The following is a 23,316-nucleotide window of genomic DNA, read 5'->3' as shown; positions in this document are numbered from 1 at the left end:
ACCGCCCCTTCTTCATCTGGATGGCGGTGGCATGAACCCTGGATTCATCGACGGATTCGTCGCTTAAGCTATTGGCGATGAGACCTCGGGCTGTTTCTGGGTCAATGTCTCTGAGTGAGCGTGTGCGGGCTGGAATCATATAAGCAAAAATAAAAAATACCGCCAGTTTCTTTCTGGCGGCATCCTTTTAAATGGGCTAGTTTTTAAGTAAACTTTCGCTGAACCATTCCGAATAGATTATGTTGTAATCGCCCCCGTTGGACCATCGAGCGCTTAAGACGCTTTGGGAGGATAAGACAGTTCTGTCATTAATGATGTTTTCGCAGTCCTCGATAAGGAATTTTGCAGACGTAAAAGTGTCAAAAGAAAGATCGAGATATTTTATCTGGAGAACCATTATGGTGTCTGAAGAAACCTTGGTAAGGACGCTTCCTGTAGGTTCGTTGAGTGGTAATGCGACCACGTAGTATTTACAGGATTTATCCCTTTTTGAAAAATGTCCGATTGAATCCGTTTTAGGGAAACAGGAGGAAATATGCTTTCTATCGACGGGATAGATATTGTTGTCTATGTCTGGGTAGGGGTAGGAGCTCGTGGAATCCTGATTCGTTTGACACTCCGAATCCGAGATATATGCCATTACATGTTTGTCGAAGGACAAATCTTCTGGGTCGGCATACTGCAGTGCGAGACGATTCAGTGTATTGACCGTTGTATCAACAACGACAGGATCCGCCTTGGGGTCATGTTTGTTTGGAAGAGTTATTTCGGGCTGCTCTTGGGGCTCGGCTTCGTTAACGATCTTGCAGCTGAGGTCCATTGATTTGCTAAATGCTTTTTCTACATCATCAATGGATGTGGCCTCAGTTTCTGTTACGCAGGCGTAATTGAAGCTGTTTCCCTTAATATAAAGTGAATCTGCTATGATGTTAACATCGTCCTTTCCGCCTGTGCAGGCTTTTGACAAGTTGATAACCAGACTGTCAATGTTGGCTGCTAGATGGCGGCCAAAGAAAGCCATGTTGAGTTGTCCCTGGCTGATTTTTGCGATACCGATAATACCGGAATAATCGGGCTCGTATGGAATTACGGGACATGATGCTTTTACGGCGTTTTCTTTTTTGTAGATTTCAATGTTTGTTAAACCTACCGAACGGCTGTCTGTTTTGGACGTGCTGAGGGTGAGTATTTCTTTCAAGTCGATGGCGATGCTGCTTGACGATTTTGTGTCGGCTTTTGGGGCAGAACTACTGCTTGCAGTTTCGTTGTCGTCGATAGGACTTCCTGAAACCTGATCGTCCGAACATGCCATGAACATCAGCAGGCTTAAAATCCCTGCGGTGGTAAAGAATTTTTTTTTCATGTAAACCTCCTAACTTTTACAAAAAACGTGCTTTTGGGGTTCCCCAATTGCATTTTCATCCCCGAATATACCTTCTTTTCTTAATAAAAGCTATACTTTTTTTTTTATTCAAAAAATGAATGGCGCTAGTTAAAAAAAATGTATTGTCTAGTGTAAATAGGTCCTGATAAATATGGCCTAAAAAAAGAAAAAACATTTCTTTATTATACATCTTGTATTATAAAAAAAGAAACGCCCGCATTTCTGCGGGTGTCTGTATCTTGAGAGAGAATCTTAATTGTCAAGAAGGGCTTCGCTATACCATTCTCCGTAGGCTCGTACTTTGTATTCATTGCTGGTTCCGCATAACCAACGGCTACTTTGGGCGTAGCGATTCTTTACCACCGTATTTTCGTTGATGATTCCTTCGCAGTCTTCAATAAGGTAGATTACATGTGCATGTGAAATCATATTTGTGACTGCGCATCCGAACAGTTCGCTTTGCTTTTTGGAAAAACCACGGCCAATGCTCATTGCTGTAATGGTATCCTGGGCTACCTTGGTAAGAACGTGGGCTGTAGGCTGGTTTGAGTCAGAATTATTAATTACATAGTACTTGCAAGACGTTTCTTTTTTGGAAAACTTCCCTATGGAATCCGTAGTAGGGAAACATGCAGAGATGTCCTCTTTTTCGATGAAGTTTATTGCCTTTGCATTGATGGGTATGTACGATTCGGTTTTGACAGGGGTGCTTATGGCGTTGATACATTCCGTACTCAGGTTGCTGTTATATGCTAATACATGACTGTCGAAGGATAAATCCTCCGGTCTCGCGAACTGGGCTGCGTATGCACTCAAGGTTCTGGAACTGGTGTCGATAGAAATGGTGTCGGGATCTTCCTCTGAAAATTCGATGATTGGTTCCCTGTTGGCGGCGCTTGCGCTATCTAGGGAATCCAGAGAGACTTTTTTTTCTAGAAGTTCGCATTGCGTGGCCATGACGTGATTGAATAGGCCGAGAGCTTCATCGATGTTCATAATGTCGGTTGTGGTTACGCAGGCAAAGTCGAAACCATTCGCAGTGGTAATCAAGGAATCTATTGAAGCGTTTGCGGCGTCAAAGGTGTATGCGCAGGTCTTCTTGAGCATATCGACCATTTTGTCTACGTCAACCCTTAAGTTTCTGCCGGAAAAACCTCTTGTAATTAGCCCGTCCTGGATTCTTGTAACACCAGTGAGTTCCTGTTCTGCGGCCTTGCAACTAGCCGACGCTGCGTTTTCCTCCTCATAGGTGTTTACAGAGACGATATCCTGTATTACGCTGCTAGCAGTTGCTTCGGTGGAGAAAGTGTAGAGTTGGTCGAAATCGATGACCGCGTTGAATAAACTACCGGAAGAGCTTTCTGCTGATTCGACGCTGCTTGACGATGTATTCTCTGCGATGCCGTTGGGTTCTATGGCGTTTCCTGCGGTATTGTTGTCGGTGCAAGCGGTAAGTGCCAGCAAGCTCAATGTGCCCATTGCCATGATTTGTTTTTTCATATTTGCCTCCTAAACCTTTTTTGTAAATGGGAAAAATTGAATGTTCATGCGGTAAACCTGGTCCAGGTTCTCGCAGTTGGCGGTGATGGCATTGATGCGTCTGCAGCAATTTTCCAGTTCTTCCACCACCTTGCCGTAAAGTTCCTCGTTGATCCCCATGGTAATTCCCATGAAATGTCGCTCTTCGGTTGAATACCTGTCAACAGCCTTTTCTGCATAATTGGCCATCATCCGGTGCATGGCTCGAATTGCCAGGGGCATCGCCTCCTTGGACCCTACTACAGTTTTTTCTGTCTGGGTGTAACTGCCGTTTTCGTTTTTCAGGAAACCCCGCTTCACAAGAAATTTTAAAATGCGGCTTACGTCTTCTGCCGAAACATCTTCGTTGCAGGCTGCCGCCAATTCGTGGGGCTTTGCTCCCGGCATCATGGGTGCCAGTTCTCGAATGACGGGGTATTCCCAAGACTGATAAAATTCAAAAGCATCGCCGTCGATGACGCGGGCTTTGTGTTCCTTTGCCATTTCATCCATCTGAAGCAAGATGGATTTTTTGGAAAGGTCGTCTTTGGCGTTGTCCAGGGAAACCAATAGGCGAAAATAGTCTGCCTCGTAGCCCGTCAGGTCCATGGCGTGAGCCACGGATTCAGTCTTGACCTTGCTCAGTTTGCTTTTTCCGTCGCAAACCAACTTCAGGTAGTTTGGGGAGGTGAATCCGGCCCGCTTGTTGAATTCTCTCCAAGAGAAGGCGGATGTCCTTTTTTGCTCTTCGTAGAAGTCCCTAATATACTGTCGGAAATCAGTGTAACTTATGATGTTCTTCATGTTATCAAATATAGGATTTGAACACGAGAAACAATTTGTTTATTATACAAAAAGTGTGTTTTTGTGTAAAAAAAATAAAATTTTAATAAAAAAATTAAAGAAATTATTTCTTTATTATACATCTTGTATTATAAAAAAGAAACACCCCGCTTGCGCGAGGTGTTCCAAAGGTTCCAGTTGTCGTTGGATCGACTCTCGGACTGGCGAGAGTAGATTCTTATCCTTTCTCAAAGCCTTGTGCTATAAGGGATTGGTTCGGGTGGGATATCCTAAGGGACGTGAAGGGACACTTGGGTAGCGGTTGTGGTAGGTCAAAGGGCTCTGTAGAGGGGGGGTTAGGTGTGCTCTGGGTGTAGTGTCCCCGACCCAGAACCTTTAGTATATATATTCCTATAGAAATAGTAGGGAATTAGGTTGTCGCGATTTGTATGGAGGTGGCTGCTGGTGGTGGCTAACGCAGCTTGCTGTTGTCACGTCAAGATAAATCGAAAAAAGCTCTCAAAAAGTCTTGACGATTCTTTGCAGAAAGATGTATATTGCGTATGTTTGCCAAAAGTTGGCGGAATATATCTAAAATATAAACCGATAGGGGGTTCCCTATGTTGAACTCGTCTTTAGTGAACGAGAGTCTTCTTTCCAAATACCTCTCCAATGTAGAGGGACTTAATCGATTTAATGAGCTTGCAAATGCTCGTTTGGCTAAGCTGATTGAACAGCGGGAAGCCTGTTTTCGGAATAGCTTGATTGGGGTGGTTCGTCCATTGCTGGAGCAGCTTCTGCCAACGGTCTTGAACGAAGTGACGTTTCCTGAGCGGGAGGGGCTGTATGACGTTTCCGCTGCGGCACGATATTTGAATGTAAGCGTACATAGCGTGTACAACCTTGTACATACAGACTGTCTTGGTTATTCGAAGGTGCTGGGACAGTACCGCTTTAGAAAAGAAGACCTAGATGAGTATCTGAAGTTAGCTCACGTTCGTACGGAACGAGAACGTATGAGGGATGTTGCGGATAGAGAATTGCTTTCTGAGATAAAGCGAAATAGAAAACGCAAACGCTGCCTTGAGTGATTCTGCGAAAAGCGTGTGTGACGAGGTAGGATCGGAACGAACGAGTCGGTTGTCGATGTGATGGCCGAAGATGGAATGCACTAAGTGACCTTGGTGGTTTTCCTCTGCGTTTCCCTAAAAATGATTTCGGACTCTGCTATGAAACAGCTAAAGAGGGACTTATGTATGAGCGCTGCTGACTTAAAACCTAATGATGATGAAAATTCGCCGAAACCGAATGGTAATGAGAACTCTCCCCTTGTTCTTGAACAAGCTCCCCGCACGTATGTCAACAAGTATGCGGATTATCACGGTAAGAAACCGTCCGAGATAAAGACGGATGGAGCTCCTTATTATTCTCACGAGGATCGTGTTGCCGCGAGTGTGTCCGAGTGGGTTGAGAGCGGGTGTGGCCTTGAGTGTGGAATGATGGATGGCGAAGACTCTCCGTTAGTGAAGCGCATCGGAAAAAAAGTGAAGAAGCTCGTTAACCTTGGCGCGGGTAATATAGCGGTGAAGTCGACTCACCGAGGTGTTATTCGTCGCTATCCGAACGGGATGTATTTCAATACGAAAACTCGGATGTTTAAACCGCTTGGAAAAAATAGTTCTGTTCGTGTTAACCCTATGGGTAGAATCCTTGCTAGAATGAAGAGTGCGTATGAGAAGGGCGCGTATTTCGTTAACGAGGGTGAATACGAGTCGGTGGAGCTTCTGACGTTGACGTATAGGGTGTCTTTGTTGCCAACGGATTTCGCTCGGAATAAGGAAAGGCGCAGGGACCTTGAGCGCTACTTTGACAAACTTCGTTACAATTATGGAGGCGGAGCTGTGTCTGAATACATTGCGGTCTACGACGTTTCCGAGGCGGGAGCTGTTCATATACATCTGATTCTCTTTCAGAGAGGTAAGTGCTCGTTGGGAAAGTCGGGGCTAAAGAGTCTTTGGGGCCTCGGTAGTGTTGACGTTGGCTCGCGTCCTGAAGGGGTGCAGGATTTCCTGCGCTACATATTGACGGACCCGTATAACGAGTACGATGAAGGAACCGATAGAAGGAAGTCCGCTGAGTCGAAGCGGGTGCGGATGCTAGACTTTCCCAAGAGCTTTAGGATTGTACGAATGTCTCGAGGTATTGGCGACCCGCCGTGTAGCAAGGGCTTTTTTGATCCTTCTATGCTTCCGAATGGGTATGTAGTCAAGGGGGCTAGGGAGGGCTGCTACACGGCTGAGGATGGCTCGGTGGTAGATTGTAGCACACATTTGGTTGGCCCTGATTCTGACGATGCAGGGAGTTTGTAGCCTTGATGTTGGTTGGGTGGACGGTCTGGGTCGCCTTATTGTACTTGATAAGTAATTAAATAAATAAAAAACTCCCGGAAATTAAGATTCCCAGCTTGATTTGTGGCGCGTTTCTGCCTTCCGAACCTTTGTTTCCTTCATAATCGGGCGTAAACGACGTTCTGAGCCCGTTTCTTTGTGAATGTGGCCTTGGATGAAGTTGAGGACGAAACGGTCTTACGGTGACTTTTACGGGCTTCTTTCGGGCGGAAGCTAGGTTTGCGAACTCAACGTACGCAAGAAACCCTCAAAAAAAATCCCGCAAAGCGGGGGTAATGAGGGATGCTTGTTGTCGTTGTGGTGGGCAATGATTCTTCGAAAGAAAGTCTCGTAAATGCGGTTTACGGCCGTGAGGAACGGTAGCTGTAATTACTACTCGTCCTGCTACTTGTGGTAGCAGCGAAGCTGCTGAGCAAGACTCTGCGACGTTTGATTGACTCGTACGACTCGGGTGACTCGGTGCTCGTGCGACTCGTAAGCTCGGGCACTCGTACGACTCGGGTGACTCGGTGCTCGTGCGACTCGTAAGCTCGGGCACTCGTACGACTCGGGTGACTCGTCAACTCGTCAACTCGTCAACTCGTCGGCTCGTAAGCTCGTACGACTCGTTAACTCGTGCGACTCGTATGGCTCGGGCGCTCGTAAGCTCGTTCAGCTCGTATGACTCGGGTACTCGTACGACTCGTCAACTCGGTAGCTCGTCAACTCGTTAACTCGTGAGCTCGGGTACTCGGGCGACTCGTAAGTTCGGGCAGCTCGTATGACTCGTAACTCGGTACTCGTGAGCTCGAACGACTCGTCAATTCGGTAGCTGGTACGGGTAAGACCGTGGCAGCTCTCCATCGACTGAAGTACCTTTGTGATAAGTCCCTAGCTAACGTTCTCTTTACCACCTATACGAATGCCCTTAACGATAACCTTAAGGCTCTCGTGTCCAAGATGGGCATTGCTGATCGTTATACCTTGACTAACATTGATAAGCTGATGGTTGAACTTGCCAACAAGTACAATCTCGGAAAGGTTGACTATACCGAGGGACTGAAAATTTGGCAGTCCGTGGTGGAGACCGAGGCTACAGAGTTTGAACCGACCTTCCTTAAGGCTGAGTATGAAGATGTCATTCTTTACAATGGCAATGAGTCTCAGGAAGCGTATTTGAAGCAAGCTCGAGTAGGTCGCTGCCGCTCCTTGACTAGAAAGCAGCGTCTCGAGATTTGGGGCTTGGTTGAAAAGTACAAGCAGCAGAGGGCCGAGAAAGGCTCCTACGACCGTTACGAGATGTTCAATCGATTGACCAGGTACTTGAACGAGAATAACATTCACCCGTATACCAACGTTATTGCTGACGAAATTCAGGACTTCTCTAACCCTGAATTGCGTTTCCTCCGTGCCTTGGTTGTTGAGGGCGCAAACGATCTTTTCTTGGCTGGTGACCCGTATCAGAAGGTCTATAGTTCCAAGAAACTGAACTTTGCCGCTGCTGGCATCAACATCCGCGGTAGCAAGAGCCGTAAGCTCAAGGTCAACTACCGTACCACGGAAGAAATTAAGCGCCGAGCCGTATCTGTTGTTAAGGGCGTGCCCTTTGATGACTTTGACGGTGGGGAAGAGAACATCGTTGGCTATGTATCCCTGATGCACGGTGCTGCACCCGTCTATGAGATGGCTGAGAGCCCTGATGCCGAGGGTAAAAAGGTGTTGGATTGGCTAGCCGAGTTGAAGAAGGATGGCAAGGAATACTCTGACATCTGCATTGCTGCCTATAGCAATAACTCCCTGCGTCGCATCAAGGACCTGCTGCACAAGCAGAACATTGCCTCTTACGACCGCACAAGTGGTAGCGCTAAGGGTGATGCCAAGGGTGTAAACCTATGTACCTTCCACTCCATTAAGGGTCTTGAGTTCAAGTCTGTCATCCTGATGGGCGTCAACGAGCAGAATGTGCCCTCCAAGGTCGTTCCTAACGCCTATCCGTTCACCGACAAGGATGCCGTTCAGCAGAAAGACTACCTCCTGCAAATGCGCTCCCTGCTCTACGTGGCCATCACCCGCGCTAGGGAGACCACGTTTATCACAGGAACGGGTGAACAGTGTGGGTTGCTGAAGTAGGACTTTGATTGTAAACTTTATTTTGGTTGCACAATTTCGCTGAAAGCGTATATTCGTCTAGGTGCTATTGGGATGTCGTCTGAGTGGGCGACATCCCTTTGCTATGAACAATAAAGGAGGATAAAGATGGTTTTGGAATTGATCAATGTGTTTGCGCAACCTTACAATGAAATTGACAATGCTTATGCAGCTGCTGCGTATGTTGTGAATAATGAGGCGAATGGGCTGAGCTTTCACGTTGATGAGCAAGTGAAAGAACAAAGGAAACAACCAAATTGGATACAGTCTGATAAGATGAAGTTCCCGCCAGCGGTGAGTGCTTATCAAAAAAAATATGAAAAGTGTGATAAAAACAAGGCTGATCAGGAAGTAAAGAGCCTTTGTATAAAAATGACTCCAGGACAAATTTTATTCCACGGAGGAGTGCTGAGTGTTGACCCCTCGTCAAGTCTTGTTACTCTCTCGGAACCTTTGTCGACAACATTAAACCCTGAAACAGCACGAAGTGAAGCAGTTTATAAAGGGAAGGCCTATCGGTCTAACGTTCTTCATATCAACATTTTGAAAATCGTAAATCCGGATGTCAGAGTTTATCCGTTTAAGCCAAATCTTGCAATGAGTCAAGAATCTGAGGTCCTGCTAGAAGCGGGAATACAGTTGAAAAAAATTAAGGACACTGTTGCTTGCACCAATTATCCAGTTGGAGATTATGATGTGAGTACTTATACAGAGCTGAAGAAAACAGTTGAAGCTCACATCGTTGAATGGGAAATTGTTTAGATTGTTTCTAGACGGCCCATCCCGTTTTAGAGAACTTCTAGGAACCCTTCAATCATACGCTAGAATATGGTGGTTGAGGGGTACTTTGCCTTGTTCAACTCGTTGATGCGGCTAAGCACCTGCTGCACGCTGTGGAACTTTTCTGTGAGACGCTTGTTGTAATCCCCGCAGAGGAATGAGCCGTCCCTCAGGTGGGTTACGCGGTATTCGCAGTTGCCTGAGCCGTCTTGGTCTGCGTCAAGGTATCCTCTGATGTCCACGTCCATCTCGTTCTCGGCATCCTCATCGGGGAGGGCGAAGTCGATGCTTGCTTTGTCTAAGAGTTCGCCTAGCTCGTCTATCTTCTGTGACCACGGAAGGTCTCGTTTGCGCAAAAGACTCATATATGTTCCTTGTTGATTGCTTGTATGAGTTTTACAAAGGCTCGCAAGGAACTTTGCTTTGACAAGTTTGAAAAAGAAGGCGATATAATGTGCAGAAATGACGGGAAAAATAATTTGACATATATCTAGCTCCCCTTTAACACCTATCTAGATGGTACCTTGAGTATGCTTAGATAGCATCTGGTGTATGTCTAGACATACTCCAGAGTATGTCTAATATTTTTTTTCGTTAGAAAAATAAAGAAAAAAGCTTTCAACTGAGTAATCCTTGGGTTATCTTTATAGAGAAGAACGCTTTGTTCTCGTAGACATAGGAGTGCGTTATGGAATCGCTTTGCCCTCAAGTATTTGATTGCGAACAGGGATCGTCCGTTACGGGCTATCAGGGACTTGATTTTGGAATGCTGTACGAACGCTTCCTTGCGTTCATTGATGTTCGTCCCAAGAGTGTAGAGACCTATCGTCGAGCCATACGGCAGTTCTTTGACTATATGAAGATGAACTCCATTACGAGCCCCGTCCGTGACGATGTCGTTGCCTATCGCGAATCAATGAAGGCGGCTGGTAAGAGCCCGAGTACAATTCGCCTTTACTTGACAGCTGTCAAGATGTTCTTCCAATGGCTTGATATGGAAGGCTTGTACAACAATATCGCGGTTCGTGTGAAGGGCTGCAAGCAGGATAAGGGCTTCCATAAGGACTACCTGACAACTAACCAAGCGAAGCTCCTCTTGGATTCTATGCCTCGTGATAGCGTTGACCAAAAGCGAGACTATGCCATAGTTAGACTGTCCCTTACGACGGGACTCCGTACGATAGAGGTTGCTCGATCCAATGTGGAGGACCTTAGGACGGTTGGGGATAGCTTGGTGCTGTATGTTCAGGGCAAGGGACGTGACGAGAAGACGACCTTCGTCAAGGTAGCCCCTAAGGCAGAAGCTGCTATTCGTGAGTATCTTGCCGTCCGTGGGCGTGTCGCTCCGTCCGCACCATTGTTTGCTTGCGCTTCCAACGTAAACAAGGATGGTCGTCTCTCAACGAGGAGCATTAGCCGTATTGAGAAGAATGCTTTGGTTCGAGCCGGGCTGGATAGCCCCCGCCTCACGGCGCATAGTCTCCGTCATACTGCTGCTACCCTGAACCTGCTGAATGGAGGGTCCCTAGAGGAGACCCAACAGCTCTTACGGCATAACAATATCAACACAACGCTCATATACGCTCATAGCCTTGAACGAGCCAAGAACAACAGCGAGATGCGTATAGAACAAGCCTTAGGGTAGCGTAAAAGATGGACATAACCTTAACACTTAACACGGAGACGGTTATGTTCAGAAAAGTTGATTCAATAGATGGATTTGCTGACGACGGGGCTGTTCTAGGACAGATTTTGGAACCTGTGGGTCTCACAGAGGATGCACCTTTTATTCGTTACGCGTGGCTTCGTAGGCAGCACCATAACGAGACGTTCGAATGGACTAGCGAGAATGTCCAAAAAATTATCAATCTAAACGACTCGCTTAAGGAGGTGCAGTCAGCGTTGGTTGATAGGGCCGAAGGCATACTGCATAGAACTCGGCAGATGGTTACGGATGGTATCATTCCTTGCGACTCCTTTCCACGAGTATCCTTCTTTGTATGCATAAGGGGTGAATCGGTTTTGGATAGGGAACCGTCAAGTTTAGAGGAGCGAAGCCTTTGCAAAGATATGGCGTACTTGCTCTCTCTGTCGAGTTTTCGTTTCCCTGCTGAAGAGATCGCTAGAATTGTATGCAATGCATCTTTTCCTTCCAAAAGAAAAGATGGAGGGTCGTATATGGAACGGAACGTGCTTGTTAATGGTTTCCCCTTGATACTGCAATCTGTTTGGACTTATTCGGACCAAGAGGAGTTGGAGGCCAGCGTGTTCAATAGGCCTGAACTGAAGGATGTGGATATATGTCTTCTAATGCACATCTTTTTCAATCTAGGACTGTTTTCGCTGAAGGATGCGGTGTCCGTCAATCCTGAAGATGTTGCTGTACAGACGTTGATAGGCGCCTAGGGAATGCTCTTTGCGTAACGTCAATGACTAAGTGAATAGCCCCTGGCGTTGACGCCGGGGGGCTGTTCTGCTTGGAAAGAAAGGAATACTATTTCTCAGAGGGGCATTCTATGTCGCTTGTGATGTATTTGGTGTCTGCCACTTCCCAAGTTTCATTATGGGTACACATATAATATTCATGTGTTAACGTCAATGTTTCTTGTGATATTTCGTTTACGCATACGACTTTGTATTCTTTTTCTGAATCGCAAAGGCCGTATTTAACTTCAACTTGTGTAGCCTCCTGCCATTCTCCGTTCTTACAAACGTAATTTTCTATGATTAAACATTCGTTGATATTGGGATAATCTATGATAGAACATTCATTGGCGTTGGTTGTTACAGATGCGAAAATTCCGTTGTTGTCTGTGTCACAGATTCCGTATTCGAGGATAACTTGTGATTTTTCTCCGGCGTCTATCCAACTTCCATTTTGACAAATGAGGACGTACTCTTTGCTTGAAAAAATCTCGTTTTCTTTACTATCGTCGCAAATTTCAATTTCTTCCCATTCTTTGTTGTGACAGATGTAATAGATTGTATTCGACTGATCGCTAATGGCGATTTCGCCCTCTTTGTTTTCGTCGCATAATCCGTATTCAGCTTCTAGTATAGATGCTTGGGCCCATTTGTTGTCTTTGCAGATATAGTAACTAAAATTGGATGTGCTTTCGTTAAATACTTCTTCTACAATTCCTTGTAAATCAGAGTTGCAATCCTCTCCGATGAGAGTCCACGTGCCGCTGTTGCAGATGTATGTATTTTTTTCAATACTTTGCGGATTTTCGTTACTTTCATTGCACGCGCTATGTAGCCATTCTTCTTTGTCTATCCATTCTCCACTTCGGCAAATATAGGATTGCTCCATATAAAGAGTTGTATAATCGCTATAGGATACAACTTGATTTTCTTTGTCTTGTGTGCATTTCCCGTTTTTCAAGACGAACTCGGTGGTCTCTTCCCATTCGCCATTGCTGCATATATAGTATTCGTGATATTGCATCATGTAGGGACTTGAAAAGTGGACTACGCTATCCTTCTTGGACTCGTTACAAATGCCGTGTTCGACTATGATTCTAGGAACGTATTCCCAATTTTCCTGATTGCAGATGTAATAGGTTGGTCTATAAGCATTGTCATAGATTGCTCCAAGTGAGCCTTGAGTATCTTCGTTGCATTCTCCAATCGCAGCAGTCATTTGATCGGTAACTTCCCAATGCTTGTTTTTGCATATGTAGTAAATGGCTGATTCGTCTTCTAGAAAAATGCTTGCTCCCTTGCCGTCCTTGCTTTCTGTGCAATCACCGTAGTTTGCTATGACCAAAACTCTTCGGGCTTCTTCCTCGGATGGGTCAACCCGTTCGTTGCTGGATGATGAAGCTGGAGGTGATGTGGGGTTTGCTTCAATGTATTGAATAATTTCAATGGAACTGGCTGAGGTTATGTCTACAAATTTACCGTTGAGTTCGCTGTCGTTAATGGCGCTGCCCGTGTCCGTGGCGTCTGCGTCTGAACTTTCGTTGGCGCCATTGTCTCCTGAGTTTCCGCTTGTGTTGTTGGAAACGTCTTTATGCCACGAGCCGTCTTCACACACGTAGGCAATCTTGTCATCTTTTATGTAGGCAAGATTTCCCTCGCGCTTGCTATTGCAATTGGGAAGATCTTCAAAAGTGTTTATGACAATGCTTGTTTCTGTTGACGAACTTTCGGTACTATTGTCTTCTGCTGTTGTTCCTCCGTCACTACCACATGCGATTAAAGTGATGCATAATGCAAATGACGTCAACTTGGCTGATATGTTTAAGGAGTTGTTTAGCGTATGCTTATTATTGTTCATAGTATGTCTCCTTGTAGACTAATATCCTTGATTGTAGAGCTACTCTATGGTTGTGAGGCAGCGCACTGAATATCCAGCGTATTTGGGTGCCAAATGCGCTAGCCCGTTATTAGCATTAGATTCGAAACCCCAGGCATATACGGAATAATTTCTTGCATTAGTTGATGTCCAAAAAGGAGCGAAGATTCCTTCGCCTTCGTGTCGTCTTCGATCGGTTTCAAAATAAACGCAACCAGCGGGTTTTGCAGAAAATTTGAAATAATCTTTGCCGCCTCCACGAATCCACTCATCAGAAGATTTTAACACGTATCCTGCCATCGCGACTCTGATTGATCCATCACTTGCGGTGTCTACTTGTGCCGTATCTCCAAAGATTTCGTATGAATTTATATAAAGAGTTTCGATATCTGTGAGGGAGGGGAGATGCCATCCTTCTGGGCATACGCCTTGAATTTCTCCTTTCGAGTTGCATTCTGCTCCGTCTCCACAACCTAATCCATCTAATGAAAATATTGCAGAGGAGTCCATAGCGGCAGACCACAGATATAGTCGGCCGTACTTTTTGCAATTTTCAGCATCGTTATCGTAGCAGAAACTAGATGAGTCTAATGTCTCTGTAGGTGTATTGTATGCGTAATTCAGATTTTCAGCCATCCAAATTTGATTGCCGATTTTTGTCGTTTTGTAAACTTGCCCGTCTCGTGGGTCTGTCATTGTATGGTTTATGTAATTTAATCCACTAATCTTCCAGCCAGTTGCTTCTGTACATTTATAAATCTCTTGATGCCAATCGTCTACGTCGATGCTAATTGTGTTGTCGATGGTATAGCTGTTGCATCCTGCGTTGATTTTTATTTCTGTTTCCAAAGCGAATCGGAATGATCCGTTATCACAAACATATTTGTTTTCGGAGTAGAGCTGGCCGCTTATAATTGATCCGTCTTGTGTACATGGTGTATTGCGCGTGTCTTGTTCTATGATTTCGGAATCGGTTGGCTTTACCCAAACATTATAAGTGCATTGGCTGTAGATTTCGCAAACGGACTCTTTGCAGATATAATATTCTCCGTCGTGTACTCCAATAGTGTTATAGGTGTCTTTAATGCAAGAACCTAAGGAACGCTCTTGTTCGTTGGCTTCTTTCCATTTATTGTCTTTGTATATGTATTTTTGTTCGGTTACGTTTCCTTTTCTAACCTCGTTTAGTTCTCCGTTACTCCAACCGTAGGTGTCTGCTGTGTAAGTGCTTATACAGACCCAGTATGTATTTGCACAGACGTAGTAATAGGAATTGGTTTCGTGAGGGGGCGTGTATTGACTGATTGTAGAAGAATTTGCTGTTGTGCAGGAACCGAGAGTACTTTCTACAGAACTTGCGGTACTCCATGAGCCATCTCTATACACATACTTCGTGTCGGATACGTCACCTTTTTTGACTTCTCCGATTTTTCCAGCGGTCCAACCGTAGGTGTCGTATTCAATTTGTGACGCCTTGACCCAACGACTGTCTTTGCATACGTAGTACACGTTATAGTTTTTGCTCAACTCGTTTTTATTTTGTGATACGACTCCTTTGCGAACAGCTGTGCAGCCTCCAAGCTTATACACGTTGTTCCAAAACATTTCAAGTTGGGTTTCGAAAGCAGGAATGTCCAAAATGTTCCAATCTTTGACATTAGCTAGAATTTCACTGCTGTTGACATCGATTGCGAAATCTGCCATAGCGGCCTTGGTTGATGCGTCGTCCCAAACGCCGTCCTTTTCAAAGTCGGAAACGAAAGTTTCGATTGTAGACTCGATTTCGTCGTCGTTTCGATTGCCGAGGAATAAAAGATTTAACATCATTAGACTTGCGTTTGCGTAATCAACATTGTCTTCTTCGTTATCCTCGAATATGCTCAGGTCTTCACTGTATTTGATTGTTGTTGGTAATTCGAATGCCGTCATGATTTCTTGGTCGGCTTGCTTCTTTGCTGCGAGAATGCTGTATCCCTTTCGAACTAGGTGTAGGGCTCGTTTATATTCAAGATGGGTGAGCAGGTTGACATTGACCTTGGTTCGATTGTCTACGCTAAGATCAGTCAATGCGTAGAGTGTTAGAGGCTTCTGCGAATACTCTCCTGAAACTTCGTTTCTATACAAGCCTGTTACCTCGATGCTGACGTAGGGATAAATCAGGTTCACACTGGGGATGACGTAATCCCCTTTGTTGCTGCTGATTTCATCCACGTAGACTTTGCCTGTGTAGCGAAGCTCGTCTCCCGCAAGTTCTCTTAGGTATACTGTAGAGCCAAATTGAAATGGCCCCTTGTGGGCTTTACCTAGGATGGAACGTTTCTTTACTATGTATCCGTGAATGTCGCCCTTCTGCCAAACGCCGTTAGTGCAGGTGTAGTAGGTCGTATCCTTTAGAGAGAGAGTAGTCGCTCCTTCGGAGTCCTCATTGCATTTGCTTAGTTGCAATATGTCAGTTATTTCTGTGTAGCTGGGGATGCTTGCTTGATCGACTGAGGAACTTGATCCAGTAATGGATGGCGATGTAACGTAGATTGACCATACTCCATCTTCACAAACGTATGTGACTGCATTTGCTGTTACAAATACGGTATGACCGTCATTGTCGATAGAACAGGCGCCGATGCCGTATACATCAGATACTTCCCTGTGTGTCAATTCTGAACTTTGGGTTTCAGATGAAGAACTCTCCTCAATCTCGGTGGATGAGGAGGAATATGAAGAAGAACTCTCGTGTGAAGAAGATTGAGGCTGTACTGATGAAGATGAGACTGTAGATGGAGAGGATAAAGTTGCTGATGAAGATGGTATGGCTTTGGATGAGGAGGATGGTTGCATTGAGGATGAACTTGCTTCCGCAAGGTCCTGTTTGCCTGATGAAGAGGGGGTGTTCTCTAAGGAGTTCTGTTTACTTGAAGATGAATGTGTTGTGTCTTGAGCGCCGCTTTTTATTGATGATGATGAATTTTTATCAGAAAATTCCTCATTCATTGATGAATAGGACTCCTTCTTGCTGGAGGAGGATTTTATGGCGAGGTCTTCTGAAGCGTCGATCCAGGCGTGGTTGATGCAGACGTAGTCGCGAAGTTTCTCGATGACATAGACTGTGTCGCCTTCTCGTTCTCTTGTGCAGCGTCCAAGGTCGTAGACCGTTGCAACCTCGCGGACGGAATTCTCATCTTCATTATTGTGGGATGATTCCTTGGCAGGAGAACTTGGGCCTTCGCTACACGCTGCAAGGGCGAAAATGAGTGCTGCGAGGGGGACCACTGACCTTTTTAAAAAGAAAACCTTCATCATAACCCGTTGTTCCGTTTAATAGAGACTGACAGAGCTAATGCAGGTCCTGACGAGTACTGTACAAAAAAAGGCGTGGTGCCGTTCGTGTGCACCCTAGCCGAGGCCCTGGAAAAGCCTATGAGGAATACGCAACAAACAGCCCACGCACAAGGTGCGTGAGCGTCTGCTTCGTCTATCCTCATTTCTTAACTTTCCAGGTTTCGACTAGTAGGACGGAGCAAATACTCTTACAATGTCTCCTCGAATATAATTAAAAGTTTACGAAACGGAAGCCTTTATAGTGCAGGTTGGAGTATTTGATGACCCTAAAGGTGATTGAAGGCTGATCCTGATGGTCTCTTACGAAAAATGCCTCCACGTCCGTAAGGTCGCGTTAGCGGACATAGAAAAATGCCCTTGGTGGAATAAATTTTTTTGGGGTAGGATATTGTTGTCTTGTTCGGTAGTTATTATTTTTAGCTATACGTATATCTACAAACGAGGTCGTGATGGCTGTATCTCCCGCGCTCAAGCTCGCATTGGAAATCCAGAAGATTGTATCTAAGAAAGTGCCGAGAGGCGATGAGTATGTTACCATTGTTTGCTTGGCCTATCTCGTTCATCGCCGTTGCCTGACGAAATCTAGGATGCTGGGCGAGTTTAGTGAGTTGAATATCCCTGAAGATATTAAGGGGGATGTCATTCGTTTGGGCGTTGAAGATATTTGGCCTGAGATGCAGAGCCTTTATCTTAGTTATACAGATGATGATTACAAGGAAGTCGTTGAGTACTTCGCTGATAATCGCCGTGCTTATGGTTTTGCGGCATCGACTCCCAAGTCTCTCTCGAGCTTGGTTTATTCGTTGCTGGATGTTAAGAACGGTAACACCGTTGTAGATTTGGGTCATTGTTGTGGAAGCTTTCTTTCCCACGTAATTGATCGTTCCCCACAAGTGAAAGTCTATGGCTACGAGGCTGACGCGAATTTTAATGTGATTGCTCGCTGTCGTATGTTGCTCCGTGCGGAGACGAATGAAAACTTGACAGCTGTGCTGACAAATGGTGAAGTCTTCGCTGTTGCCGCAGAAGAACTTGAGACCAAAAAGCAGAATGGAGCAAGGGAAGGTGTGGATGATGATTCCCGGAAATTGTTGTTCAGTACCCCCGAAATATCAAGAAAGGTCTTCGCTCATTATCCTGTTAGAGAACTCAAACGACCTGGGGCTAACTCAATAGTTGTAGAGCTTGCGAATGATGTAGGCTTGAGTGTGAAGCAGATGTCCGTTGATTGGTTGTATCACGGCTTGGTTGCAAAAACCATTGGCTATAAGGGACGTGGCGTATGTGTGATGAGCTTAAGTTGTGCTTGGAAAGAAAGTGATTATGATGCCCGCAAAGCCTTTGTCGAATGCGGCTTGGTAGAATGCGTGATTGAACTGCCTCACGGAATTTATCCTAGCGTAGAAAGCCAGCTTGCAATAATCATTCTAAGTCGTGGCAATAAGGGCGTTCGTCTCGTTGATGCTAGTCGATTGTTTGAAATCTCGCGCAGAACACCCGTGTTCAATGAAGAACATATTCGTCAGATTGTAGAGGAATCGAAGGCTGGTGGCAAATACTTCTCTATTGAACAGTTGGAAAAGAATGGCTTCTGCTTGTCCGCGAGCCGCGTAGATAAACTGTCATTAACGATGTCGTCTGGTGAAGGCGAGTCTTGCACGCTTGATTCGATTGTGAAATTGAACAGAGGATTGATTCTGCGTGCAGAAGAAATAGATGCTGCGATTACCGAGGCGTACACGGGAATGCGCTATCTTTCTGTTAGCGGTATTGTAGATAATGATCTGGCTCCTGATCTTCCGAATATAGATGTGACTAAAATCCATAGGAAGGTAAATGAGAAGATATACTGCGCAAAGAACAAGGCAATCATTGTGACTCGTAACGGAATTCCGCCTCGTTTGGCTGTTGTTAATCTTGCCGCTGGTGAGAAGTTGCTAGTGAACAACAATCTATATATGCTGACTGTTGATGCGACAAGGGCTGATGCGGACTATGTGAAGCTATATCTTGAAAGCGATGCGGGTATGAAGCTGTTGAAGATGGCTTTCACGGGAGGTCGTGTTGGAAGCCTTGATATGGGAGGCTTGTTGGCGATGAAAATTCCGCTGCCATCGCTTGCTAAGCAAAGAGCTTTCGTCGCCAAGTATATGAAGGTTAAGGGCGAGGCCGATGCGTTGAAAGCTCGGTTGAGACAGCTCTCTGCCGAGTTGGCCACGCTGAGAAATGGTATAGATAAGTAGTCGTTGCTTTCACGCGGAAGGGAATGCCTCTTCCGCTTTTTTTTCGAATTCATTGATGTCCTCTCCGACGAGTTTGATGATGTTGCTGGGAGCCTGTTCGTCCTTGGAAATGACGAAAACTGGATTGGAAGAGAATCCTTGCGAGGGTATCCCTGTATGGCTTGTTGTAATACGGGACTCGTGGTTTTCTTCAGGCGAAGCTGGCTTGATGAGAGGTGGCATTCGGTTGACGACTCTTCTTCTTCCGTTGTGAAGGAATTTTGTGTACACTTGGGTTGTCTTGAGGTCGGTGTGTCCCATAGTTTGGCTTACACCATACAGGTCACCTTCGTCTTGGATTGTCAGGACTGCAAACGTGTGCCTAGCACAATGAAATGTGATATGCTTGTCGATGTGGGCGAGCTCCATCATTTTCTTTAGATGTCGTTCGATGGTGTTTAATGGAGAGAGGTTTTCGAATACGAGACCCCGTTCTTTTTCATCAGGCAATAGCATTTCTGCTGTTGGTGATAGTGGTATTTGAACTTCGTTTGAAGTTTTTATTTGCTCCTTCACTATGATGCGGTCTTCAAATCCGTCTTCAGCAACAGAACGCTTGATGTGTTCCCATCTCAGGGAAGCGATGTCGCTGTATCTGAGGCTGGTGTAGCAAGCGAAAAGGAACGCTTGGCGGGAGGAAGCTACTGCTTCGTTTGCTAGAGGAATGTCTAGGATTCTTTGAAGTTCGTCTCTTGTTAGATGCTCTTTATTGCCCGGCTTTTGGGCTTCAATGAGCTTCTTGAGATTGGGTGCGTGGGGGATGAGCTCGTCTGTCTCAGCTTGGTTCAACAAGGCGCGGATTAACACTCCGTAGAGGTGTTTTGTATTTTCCGAGGTATCCTTGGTGATGCTGTCTAGTAGACTGTTGAAGTTGAGCCTATTGACGTCAGCCAGCGTGATGTCTTTGGGCAGCTTCTTGGCTAGAACGAGGTAGTTACGAGCTGTGTTTGCCTTGCGCTTTCTGCTAGCGATCAGTTCTGCGTAGCGGTAGAGAAGTGTGTAGCGCCCTTCGTATTCCTTTACGGGAATGCCTGCATCGATTGCGTTTATCTTCTTCTCTTGCTTAGTTCGGTAAGTCTCGGCTTCTTTATAGGCTCGAGCCTTATCCTCCTTGTTGTCTTCGTGAAAGATGAGACCGAGGTATATCTTTTTTCGCTTGCCAAGATGGCTGTAGTCGAGAAAAAGGGATTTTCTTCCGTCCTTAAGTTTTTTCTCGCGGATGTGTACGCGTTCGGCACCAAATGTCAGTTTGTCAGGGACTTTCATAATGCCCTCCTATGTCTGTATGCTACTAATATAGCATCGTATGTCTGAAAATACAATATGTCTTCCAAAAATAGATATAACTATATCTATTTTTCTAAAAAAGGGGCTGGAGGGACACTTTGGGGGACAAACGTCCCCTGAAAGTTGTTTTTATGTGCGAAAATGATGGTTGGTGGGGATTGCTCGTTGGTGGGCTAGGAACCTTGCAAACCAAGGGTAAGTACAAAAAAGAACGCCCCGCCTGAGCGGAGCGTCCAATAGCTTTGATCGGTGCTTCGACTACCTGGAGTAGTTATGCAGGATTGCCTTGAACCCTTATGCTATAAGGACGTGAGCGATAGGCTGTATTCCGAGGGACACTGAGGGACTGCCTCGGTTTGGGACTCGGAAGGGGTGCTGCCAGCGACGTCGGTATAAAAAAGAACACCCGCATTGCTGCGAGTGTTCCGAAATTTTCCAGTTGTCGTTGGATCGAACTCTCGGTTTAGCGAGAGTAGTTATCCATTATTTGCGTTTTTGGTTCAAATTTGCCGTTTTTGGTTCAAATTTGCCGTTTTTGTCTAAATTTAAAACAACTTTAAACAACTTTTGAAAGTCTAAAAAAAGACTAAAAAGGGCGAAAATAGGATAAAAAGATAAAAACAGCGACTAAAAAGCGACTAAAATTTATTTTAAAATATTGATTGTTTTGTCTAAATCGTTTGGGATAACGTGGCTATAAATTGCGAGTGTTATTTGTGGGTTTTCGTGCCTCATAAGTTTTGAAACAGAAACAATATTTGCCCCAGCCCTTAATAGATTACTAGCGAAAGAGTGTCTAAATGTGTGTAGTGTGGTTTCTTTTTCTATGCCTAAAATCTTTGTGATTTTGTGTAAGTGTCTGTTTATTGTGTTGTTTGGAAATTTGACCCTATTAAAAATAAAACCGCTTTTTTTATCGCTTGCAAATTTTTCAAGTTCTGCTTTCATTCTGTTGGATAGTGGGATTTTTGCGAACTTTTGACCTTTGCCAATTACCTTTATTCCGTCTGTAATATCTTCGTATTTCATGTTTTTTGCTTCGCTGAATCGTAAGCCTTCAAAAGCCATAAAAGAGAATAAAAGCCTAATTTCTTTTGTTTCTGCTTTGTCTAAAATCGTTTCTATTTCTTCGGGTGTAAAAAATGTTTTTTCTATTCGTGGGGCTTTGGGTGGTTTTATTCCGTCCATTGGATTTTTTATGTTGAGGTCATAATTTTTTATTATCCAATTAAAACAAATTACCCAGATGCTACGTCTTTGTTTTTTGGTGCTAGGTTTGAAATTTTCGGTTGCTTTTTGAAATTCTTGCAGTAGTTCTAGTTTATCTATGTTGTCAAGATAAATTTCTTTTGTTTGGGCATATTGCAAAAGGCTTTTTGCTTGATTGGTGTAATCAAGTATTGTTCGTCTGCTTTGGGCGGTGTTTATCGTGTAATCAATAAATTTTTTTACTCCCTCTTCTAGTGTGGGAACAGACCTTTTTTCTGTTGGGTGCAGTTCTTGATGTTGGACTTTGTCCATAATTTCAAGAGCCAACTTTTTATTTTTTGTGTGGGTGCTTATAAATTTTGTTTTGTGGGTGTCGGTGTCTGTTATGCGGATTGAATAGAATAAATTGCCTGTTGATTTATTCTTTTGCACAAGTGAATATCTAAACATTTGTTTTACCTACTTTTGTGGTAAATATAGAATTTATGTAGATACTAGCAAAAAAAATTGTGCTTGATGTTGTGCTTGATGTTCTGCTTGATGTTGTGCTTGATGTTCTGCTTGATGTTATGCTTGATGTTATGCTTGATGTTGTGCTTGATGTTGTGCTTGATGTTGTGCTTGATGTTGTGCTTGATGTTGTGCTTGATGTTCTGCTTGATGTTTGCCTAAATTAAATTAAATTGAATTTTATAAATTAGGTTTACTTTGGCTATTGCCAATAGCCAATGAGTAAATAACCATTATTCCATATATATGGATATAGTGTTATTTATGAAATGGTTTAGTAGTAAAAATGAATAAAGACGTTTTAAGACTGTTTTTAAGCGTTTTTTCGGTTGGTGGTGGTTTGGTATTGGCTGAATGTAGAAACGGCTTTTTAAGTGGGTTTCTGTTGCCAATTTTAAGGATTGAACGCTAATTGTTAATTAAGTTAATGATTTTTCGCTTTTTCCTCCCCAGTTGCTCTGTTTTGGGTTAAAGGTTAATTTTGGATTTGCCCATAATTGAACTATAAACGGCTTTTGCGATTGACTGAATGTTTTTTGTTGGCTTTGTCGGTTAATCGTTGATTGTAGGCGAGTTTCTGTTTGTCTATTGATAGTGATTTTTTGTAGTGTGGAAATTTTGGTTAATTGTTTTTTAACTTTCTTTTTAACCTATTCTATATGCTATTGGTGGGGGTGTATAGGGGGGTAGTGTCAATAAAGTTTGTTGCTATTTCGTTTTTATCTATGGGGTGGTGCACGCAACTTTGGTTAAAAATTTTTGACTTTTTTCTGTGGGTTAATCCTTTGGGCGGTGGGGTGGGTGTACCCCCCCCCACGTCAAAAAGGGTTACTACTGCTCAGGGACCGAATGGGGTAACTGCGAGCCCCAAAATCTGCCGTTTGTGTGGATTTTTGATTTGGGTTAATGGGTTTAGTTTCCAACGTTGTTTTACACGTTGTTTTCAATATTGGAAATAAACTTACATTAAGATTTATTTTAAGATGTCTTAATTTGCTCCGCTGGAATCATCGGGGGAGTGTCCGCTGTGGAATCTCTGCTGAATGTCTGCTGGGGAGTCCCTGCTGAATGTTCGCTGGAATCATCGGGGGAATGTTCGCTGGAGTCTTTGCTTGGAATCCCTGCTGGAGTCTTTGCTGGTGCTATGCTGGTGCTATGCTGGAGTATTTGCTTGGAATCCCTGCTGGAGTGTTTGCTGGGAGTGTTTGCTGGGAATCTTTGCTTAGATCATCGGGGGAATGTTCGCTGGAGTATTTGCTTGGAATCCCTGCTGGGGAGTCCCTGCTGAATGTCTGCTGGAGTCTTTGCTTGGAATCCCAGCTGGAGTGTCCGCTGGAATCTCTGCTGGAGTCCCTGCTGGAATCATCGGGGGAGTGTTTGCTGGGAGTGTCC

Annotated in this window: 18 protein-coding genes and 1 pseudogene; 11 read left to right on the top strand and 8 right to left on the bottom strand. The window is 44.6% G+C overall.

Translation table 11 applies throughout. The features are described from left to right. Positions 1–196: 196 nt before the first annotated feature. The 3 genes from BUB73_RS10140 to BUB73_RS10130 all read right to left on the bottom strand — a co-directional run bounded on the left by BUB73_RS10140 (position 197) and on the right by BUB73_RS10130 (position 3,706). The gene (locus BUB73_RS10140; protein ID WP_073285478.1) at positions 197–1,363 is read right to left on the bottom strand and encodes a hypothetical protein; all 1,167 of its coding nucleotides are present in this window, start codon (positions 1,361–1,363) and stop codon (positions 197–199) included. Positions 1,364–1,636: 273 nt separating this feature from the next. Beyond that, positions 1,637–2,884, bottom strand: coding sequence for a hypothetical protein (locus BUB73_RS10135; RefSeq protein WP_139259182.1), 1,248 nt, complete (start codon positions 2,882–2,884; stop codon positions 1,637–1,639). 9 nt (positions 2,885–2,893) lie between these two features. Next, complete coding sequence (locus tag BUB73_RS10130; protein WP_073285472.1) at positions 2,894–3,706, bottom strand: TIGR02147 family protein; 813 nt, start codon at positions 3,704–3,706, stop codon at positions 2,894–2,896. A gap of 599 nt (positions 3,707–4,305) precedes the next feature. On the opposite strand from BUB73_RS10130, the gene BUB73_RS10125 reads away from it, so the two are divergent. The 5 genes and pseudogenes from BUB73_RS10125 (at position 4,306) to BUB73_RS10110 (ending at position 8,982) form a co-directional block, all read left to right on the top strand. Further along, positions 4,306–4,776: a helix-turn-helix domain-containing protein gene (locus tag BUB73_RS10125; RefSeq protein ID WP_073285470.1), complete on the top strand. Its 471-nt coding sequence runs from the start codon at positions 4,306–4,308 to the stop codon at positions 4,774–4,776. Positions 4,777–4,914: 138 nt separating this feature from the next. Then, entirely contained in the window at positions 4,915–6,054 is a 1,140-nt protein-coding gene (locus tag BUB73_RS10120) for a rolling circle replication-associated protein (protein WP_073285467.1), read from the top strand. 843 nt (positions 6,055–6,897) lie between these two features. Next, positions 6,898–7,536: pseudogene (locus BUB73_RS17835) on the top strand (UvrD-helicase domain-containing protein); the annotation flags it as partial. Between the two features lie 192 nt (positions 7,537–7,728). After that, on the top strand, positions 7,729–8,202 hold the full coding sequence (locus BUB73_RS17830; protein WP_349292359.1) for a 3'-5' exonuclease: 474 nt from the start codon (positions 7,729–7,731) through the stop codon (positions 8,200–8,202). Between the two features lie 126 nt (positions 8,203–8,328). Beyond that, entirely contained in the window at positions 8,329–8,982 is a 654-nt protein-coding gene (locus BUB73_RS10110) for a hypothetical protein (RefSeq protein ID WP_073285462.1), read from the top strand. Between the two features lie 59 nt (positions 8,983–9,041). On the opposite strand, the gene BUB73_RS10105 is transcribed toward BUB73_RS10110, so the two are convergent. Continuing rightward, complete coding sequence (locus BUB73_RS10105; protein WP_073285460.1) at positions 9,042–9,365, bottom strand: hypothetical protein; 324 nt, start codon at positions 9,363–9,365, stop codon at positions 9,042–9,044. Positions 9,366–9,688: 323 nt separating this feature from the next. Between BUB73_RS10105 and BUB73_RS10100 the strand changes: the two genes are divergently transcribed. Next, entirely contained in the window at positions 9,689–10,645 is a 957-nt protein-coding gene (locus BUB73_RS10100; RefSeq protein ID WP_083539739.1) for a tyrosine-type recombinase/integrase, read from the top strand. A 533-nt stretch (positions 10,646–11,178) separates the two neighbouring features. After that, positions 11,179–11,406: a hypothetical protein gene (locus tag BUB73_RS16955; protein ID WP_139259180.1), complete on the top strand. Its 228-nt coding sequence runs from the start codon at positions 11,179–11,181 to the stop codon at positions 11,404–11,406. Between the two features lie 88 nt (positions 11,407–11,494). On the opposite strand, the gene BUB73_RS10090 is transcribed toward BUB73_RS16955, so the two are convergent. Further along, entirely contained in the window at positions 11,495–13,282 is a 1,788-nt protein-coding gene (locus tag BUB73_RS10090) for a hypothetical protein (RefSeq protein ID WP_073285454.1), read from the bottom strand. Positions 13,283–13,321: 39 nt separating this feature from the next. Further along, positions 13,322–16,597 carry a fibrobacter succinogenes major paralogous domain-containing protein gene (locus BUB73_RS10085; protein ID WP_083539738.1) on the bottom strand — a complete coding sequence of 1,092 codons (3,276 nt, stop codon included), beginning with the start codon at positions 16,595–16,597 and terminating at the stop codon, positions 13,322–13,324. 488 nt (positions 16,598–17,085) lie between these two features. On the opposite strand from BUB73_RS10085, the gene BUB73_RS10080 reads away from it, so the two are divergent. Then, positions 17,086–18,879, top strand: coding sequence for an N-6 DNA methylase (locus tag BUB73_RS10080; RefSeq protein WP_073285448.1), 1,794 nt, complete (start codon positions 17,086–17,088; stop codon positions 18,877–18,879). 9 nt (positions 18,880–18,888) lie between these two features. Here BUB73_RS10080 and BUB73_RS10075 read toward each other — a convergent pair whose 3' ends face one another. Both BUB73_RS10075 and BUB73_RS10070 read right to left on the bottom strand, forming a co-directional pair. After that, positions 18,889–20,184, bottom strand: a complete 1,296-nt coding sequence (locus BUB73_RS10075) for a site-specific integrase (RefSeq protein ID WP_073285445.1) — start codon at positions 20,182–20,184, stop codon at positions 18,889–18,891. 666 nt (positions 20,185–20,850) lie between these two features. After that, positions 20,851–21,864 carry a tyrosine-type recombinase/integrase gene (locus BUB73_RS10070; RefSeq protein ID WP_073285442.1) on the bottom strand — a complete coding sequence of 338 codons (1,014 nt, stop codon included), beginning with the start codon at positions 21,862–21,864 and terminating at the stop codon, positions 20,851–20,853. A 59-nt stretch (positions 21,865–21,923) separates the two neighbouring features. On the opposite strand from BUB73_RS10070, the gene BUB73_RS17290 reads away from it, so the two are divergent. From BUB73_RS17290 to BUB73_RS16945, 3 genes are all read left to right on the top strand, one after another. Then, positions 21,924–22,091, top strand: a complete 168-nt coding sequence (locus BUB73_RS17290; protein WP_175552205.1) for a hypothetical protein — start codon at positions 21,924–21,926, stop codon at positions 22,089–22,091. 119 nt (positions 22,092–22,210) lie between these two features. Next, complete coding sequence (locus BUB73_RS17825; protein ID WP_256374936.1) at positions 22,211–22,336, top strand: hypothetical protein; 126 nt, start codon at positions 22,211–22,213, stop codon at positions 22,334–22,336. A gap of 656 nt (positions 22,337–22,992) precedes the next feature. Continuing rightward, on the top strand, positions 22,993–23,316 hold a 324-nt coding region (locus BUB73_RS16945), incomplete at its 3' end, for a hypothetical protein (protein ID WP_139259179.1).

Source organism: Fibrobacter sp. UWH6 (assembly GCF_900142465.1).
Classification (GTDB): domain Bacteria; phylum Fibrobacterota; class Fibrobacteria; order Fibrobacterales; family Fibrobacteraceae; genus Fibrobacter.
Note: the sequence above shows the minus strand (reverse complement) of the source record. Positions and strands in the feature narration are given on the sequence as shown.

Bases quoted from the DNA above. Each gene is read 5' to 3' on its own strand.
- BUB73_RS10075 (WP_073285445.1), bottom strand. From the start codon at position 20,184: ATGAAAGTCCCTGACAAACTGACATTTGGTGCCGAACGCGTACACATC.
- BUB73_RS10120 (WP_073285467.1), top strand. From the start codon at position 4,915: ATGAAACAGCTAAAGAGGGACTTATGTATGAGCGCTGCTGACTTAAAA.
- BUB73_RS10085 (WP_083539738.1), bottom strand. From the start codon at position 16,597: ATGATGAAGGTTTTCTTTTTAAAAAGGTCAGTGGTCCCCCTCGCAGCA.
- BUB73_RS10100 (WP_083539739.1), top strand. From the start codon at position 9,689: ATGGAATCGCTTTGCCCTCAAGTATTTGATTGCGAACAGGGATCGTCC.
- BUB73_RS10080 (WP_073285448.1), top strand. From the start codon at position 17,086: ATGGCTGTATCTCCCGCGCTCAAGCTCGCATTGGAAATCCAGAAGATT.
- BUB73_RS10130 (WP_073285472.1), bottom strand. From the start codon at position 3,706: ATGAAGAACATCATAAGTTACACTGATTTCCGACAGTATATTAGGGAC.
- BUB73_RS17825 (WP_256374936.1), top strand. From the start codon at position 22,211: ATGAATAAAGACGTTTTAAGACTGTTTTTAAGCGTTTTTTCGGTTGGT.
- BUB73_RS10140 (WP_073285478.1), bottom strand. From the start codon at position 1,363: ATGAAAAAAAAATTCTTTACCACCGCAGGGATTTTAAGCCTGCTGATG.
- BUB73_RS17830 (WP_349292359.1), top strand. From the start codon at position 7,729: ATGCACGGTGCTGCACCCGTCTATGAGATGGCTGAGAGCCCTGATGCC.
- BUB73_RS10125 (WP_073285470.1), top strand. From the start codon at position 4,306: ATGTTGAACTCGTCTTTAGTGAACGAGAGTCTTCTTTCCAAATACCTC.
- BUB73_RS10110 (WP_073285462.1), top strand. From the start codon at position 8,329: ATGGTTTTGGAATTGATCAATGTGTTTGCGCAACCTTACAATGAAATT.
- BUB73_RS10090 (WP_073285454.1), bottom strand. From the start codon at position 13,282: ATGAACAATAATAAGCATACGCTAAACAACTCCTTAAACATATCAGCC.
- BUB73_RS10135 (WP_139259182.1), bottom strand. From the start codon at position 2,884: ATGAAAAAACAAATCATGGCAATGGGCACATTGAGCTTGCTGGCACTT.
- BUB73_RS10070 (WP_073285442.1), bottom strand. From the start codon at position 21,864: ATGTTTAGATATTCACTTGTGCAAAAGAATAAATCAACAGGCAATTTA.
- BUB73_RS16955 (WP_139259180.1), top strand. From the start codon at position 11,179: ATGGAACGGAACGTGCTTGTTAATGGTTTCCCCTTGATACTGCAATCT.
- BUB73_RS10105 (WP_073285460.1), bottom strand. From the start codon at position 9,365: ATGAGTCTTTTGCGCAAACGAGACCTTCCGTGGTCACAGAAGATAGAC.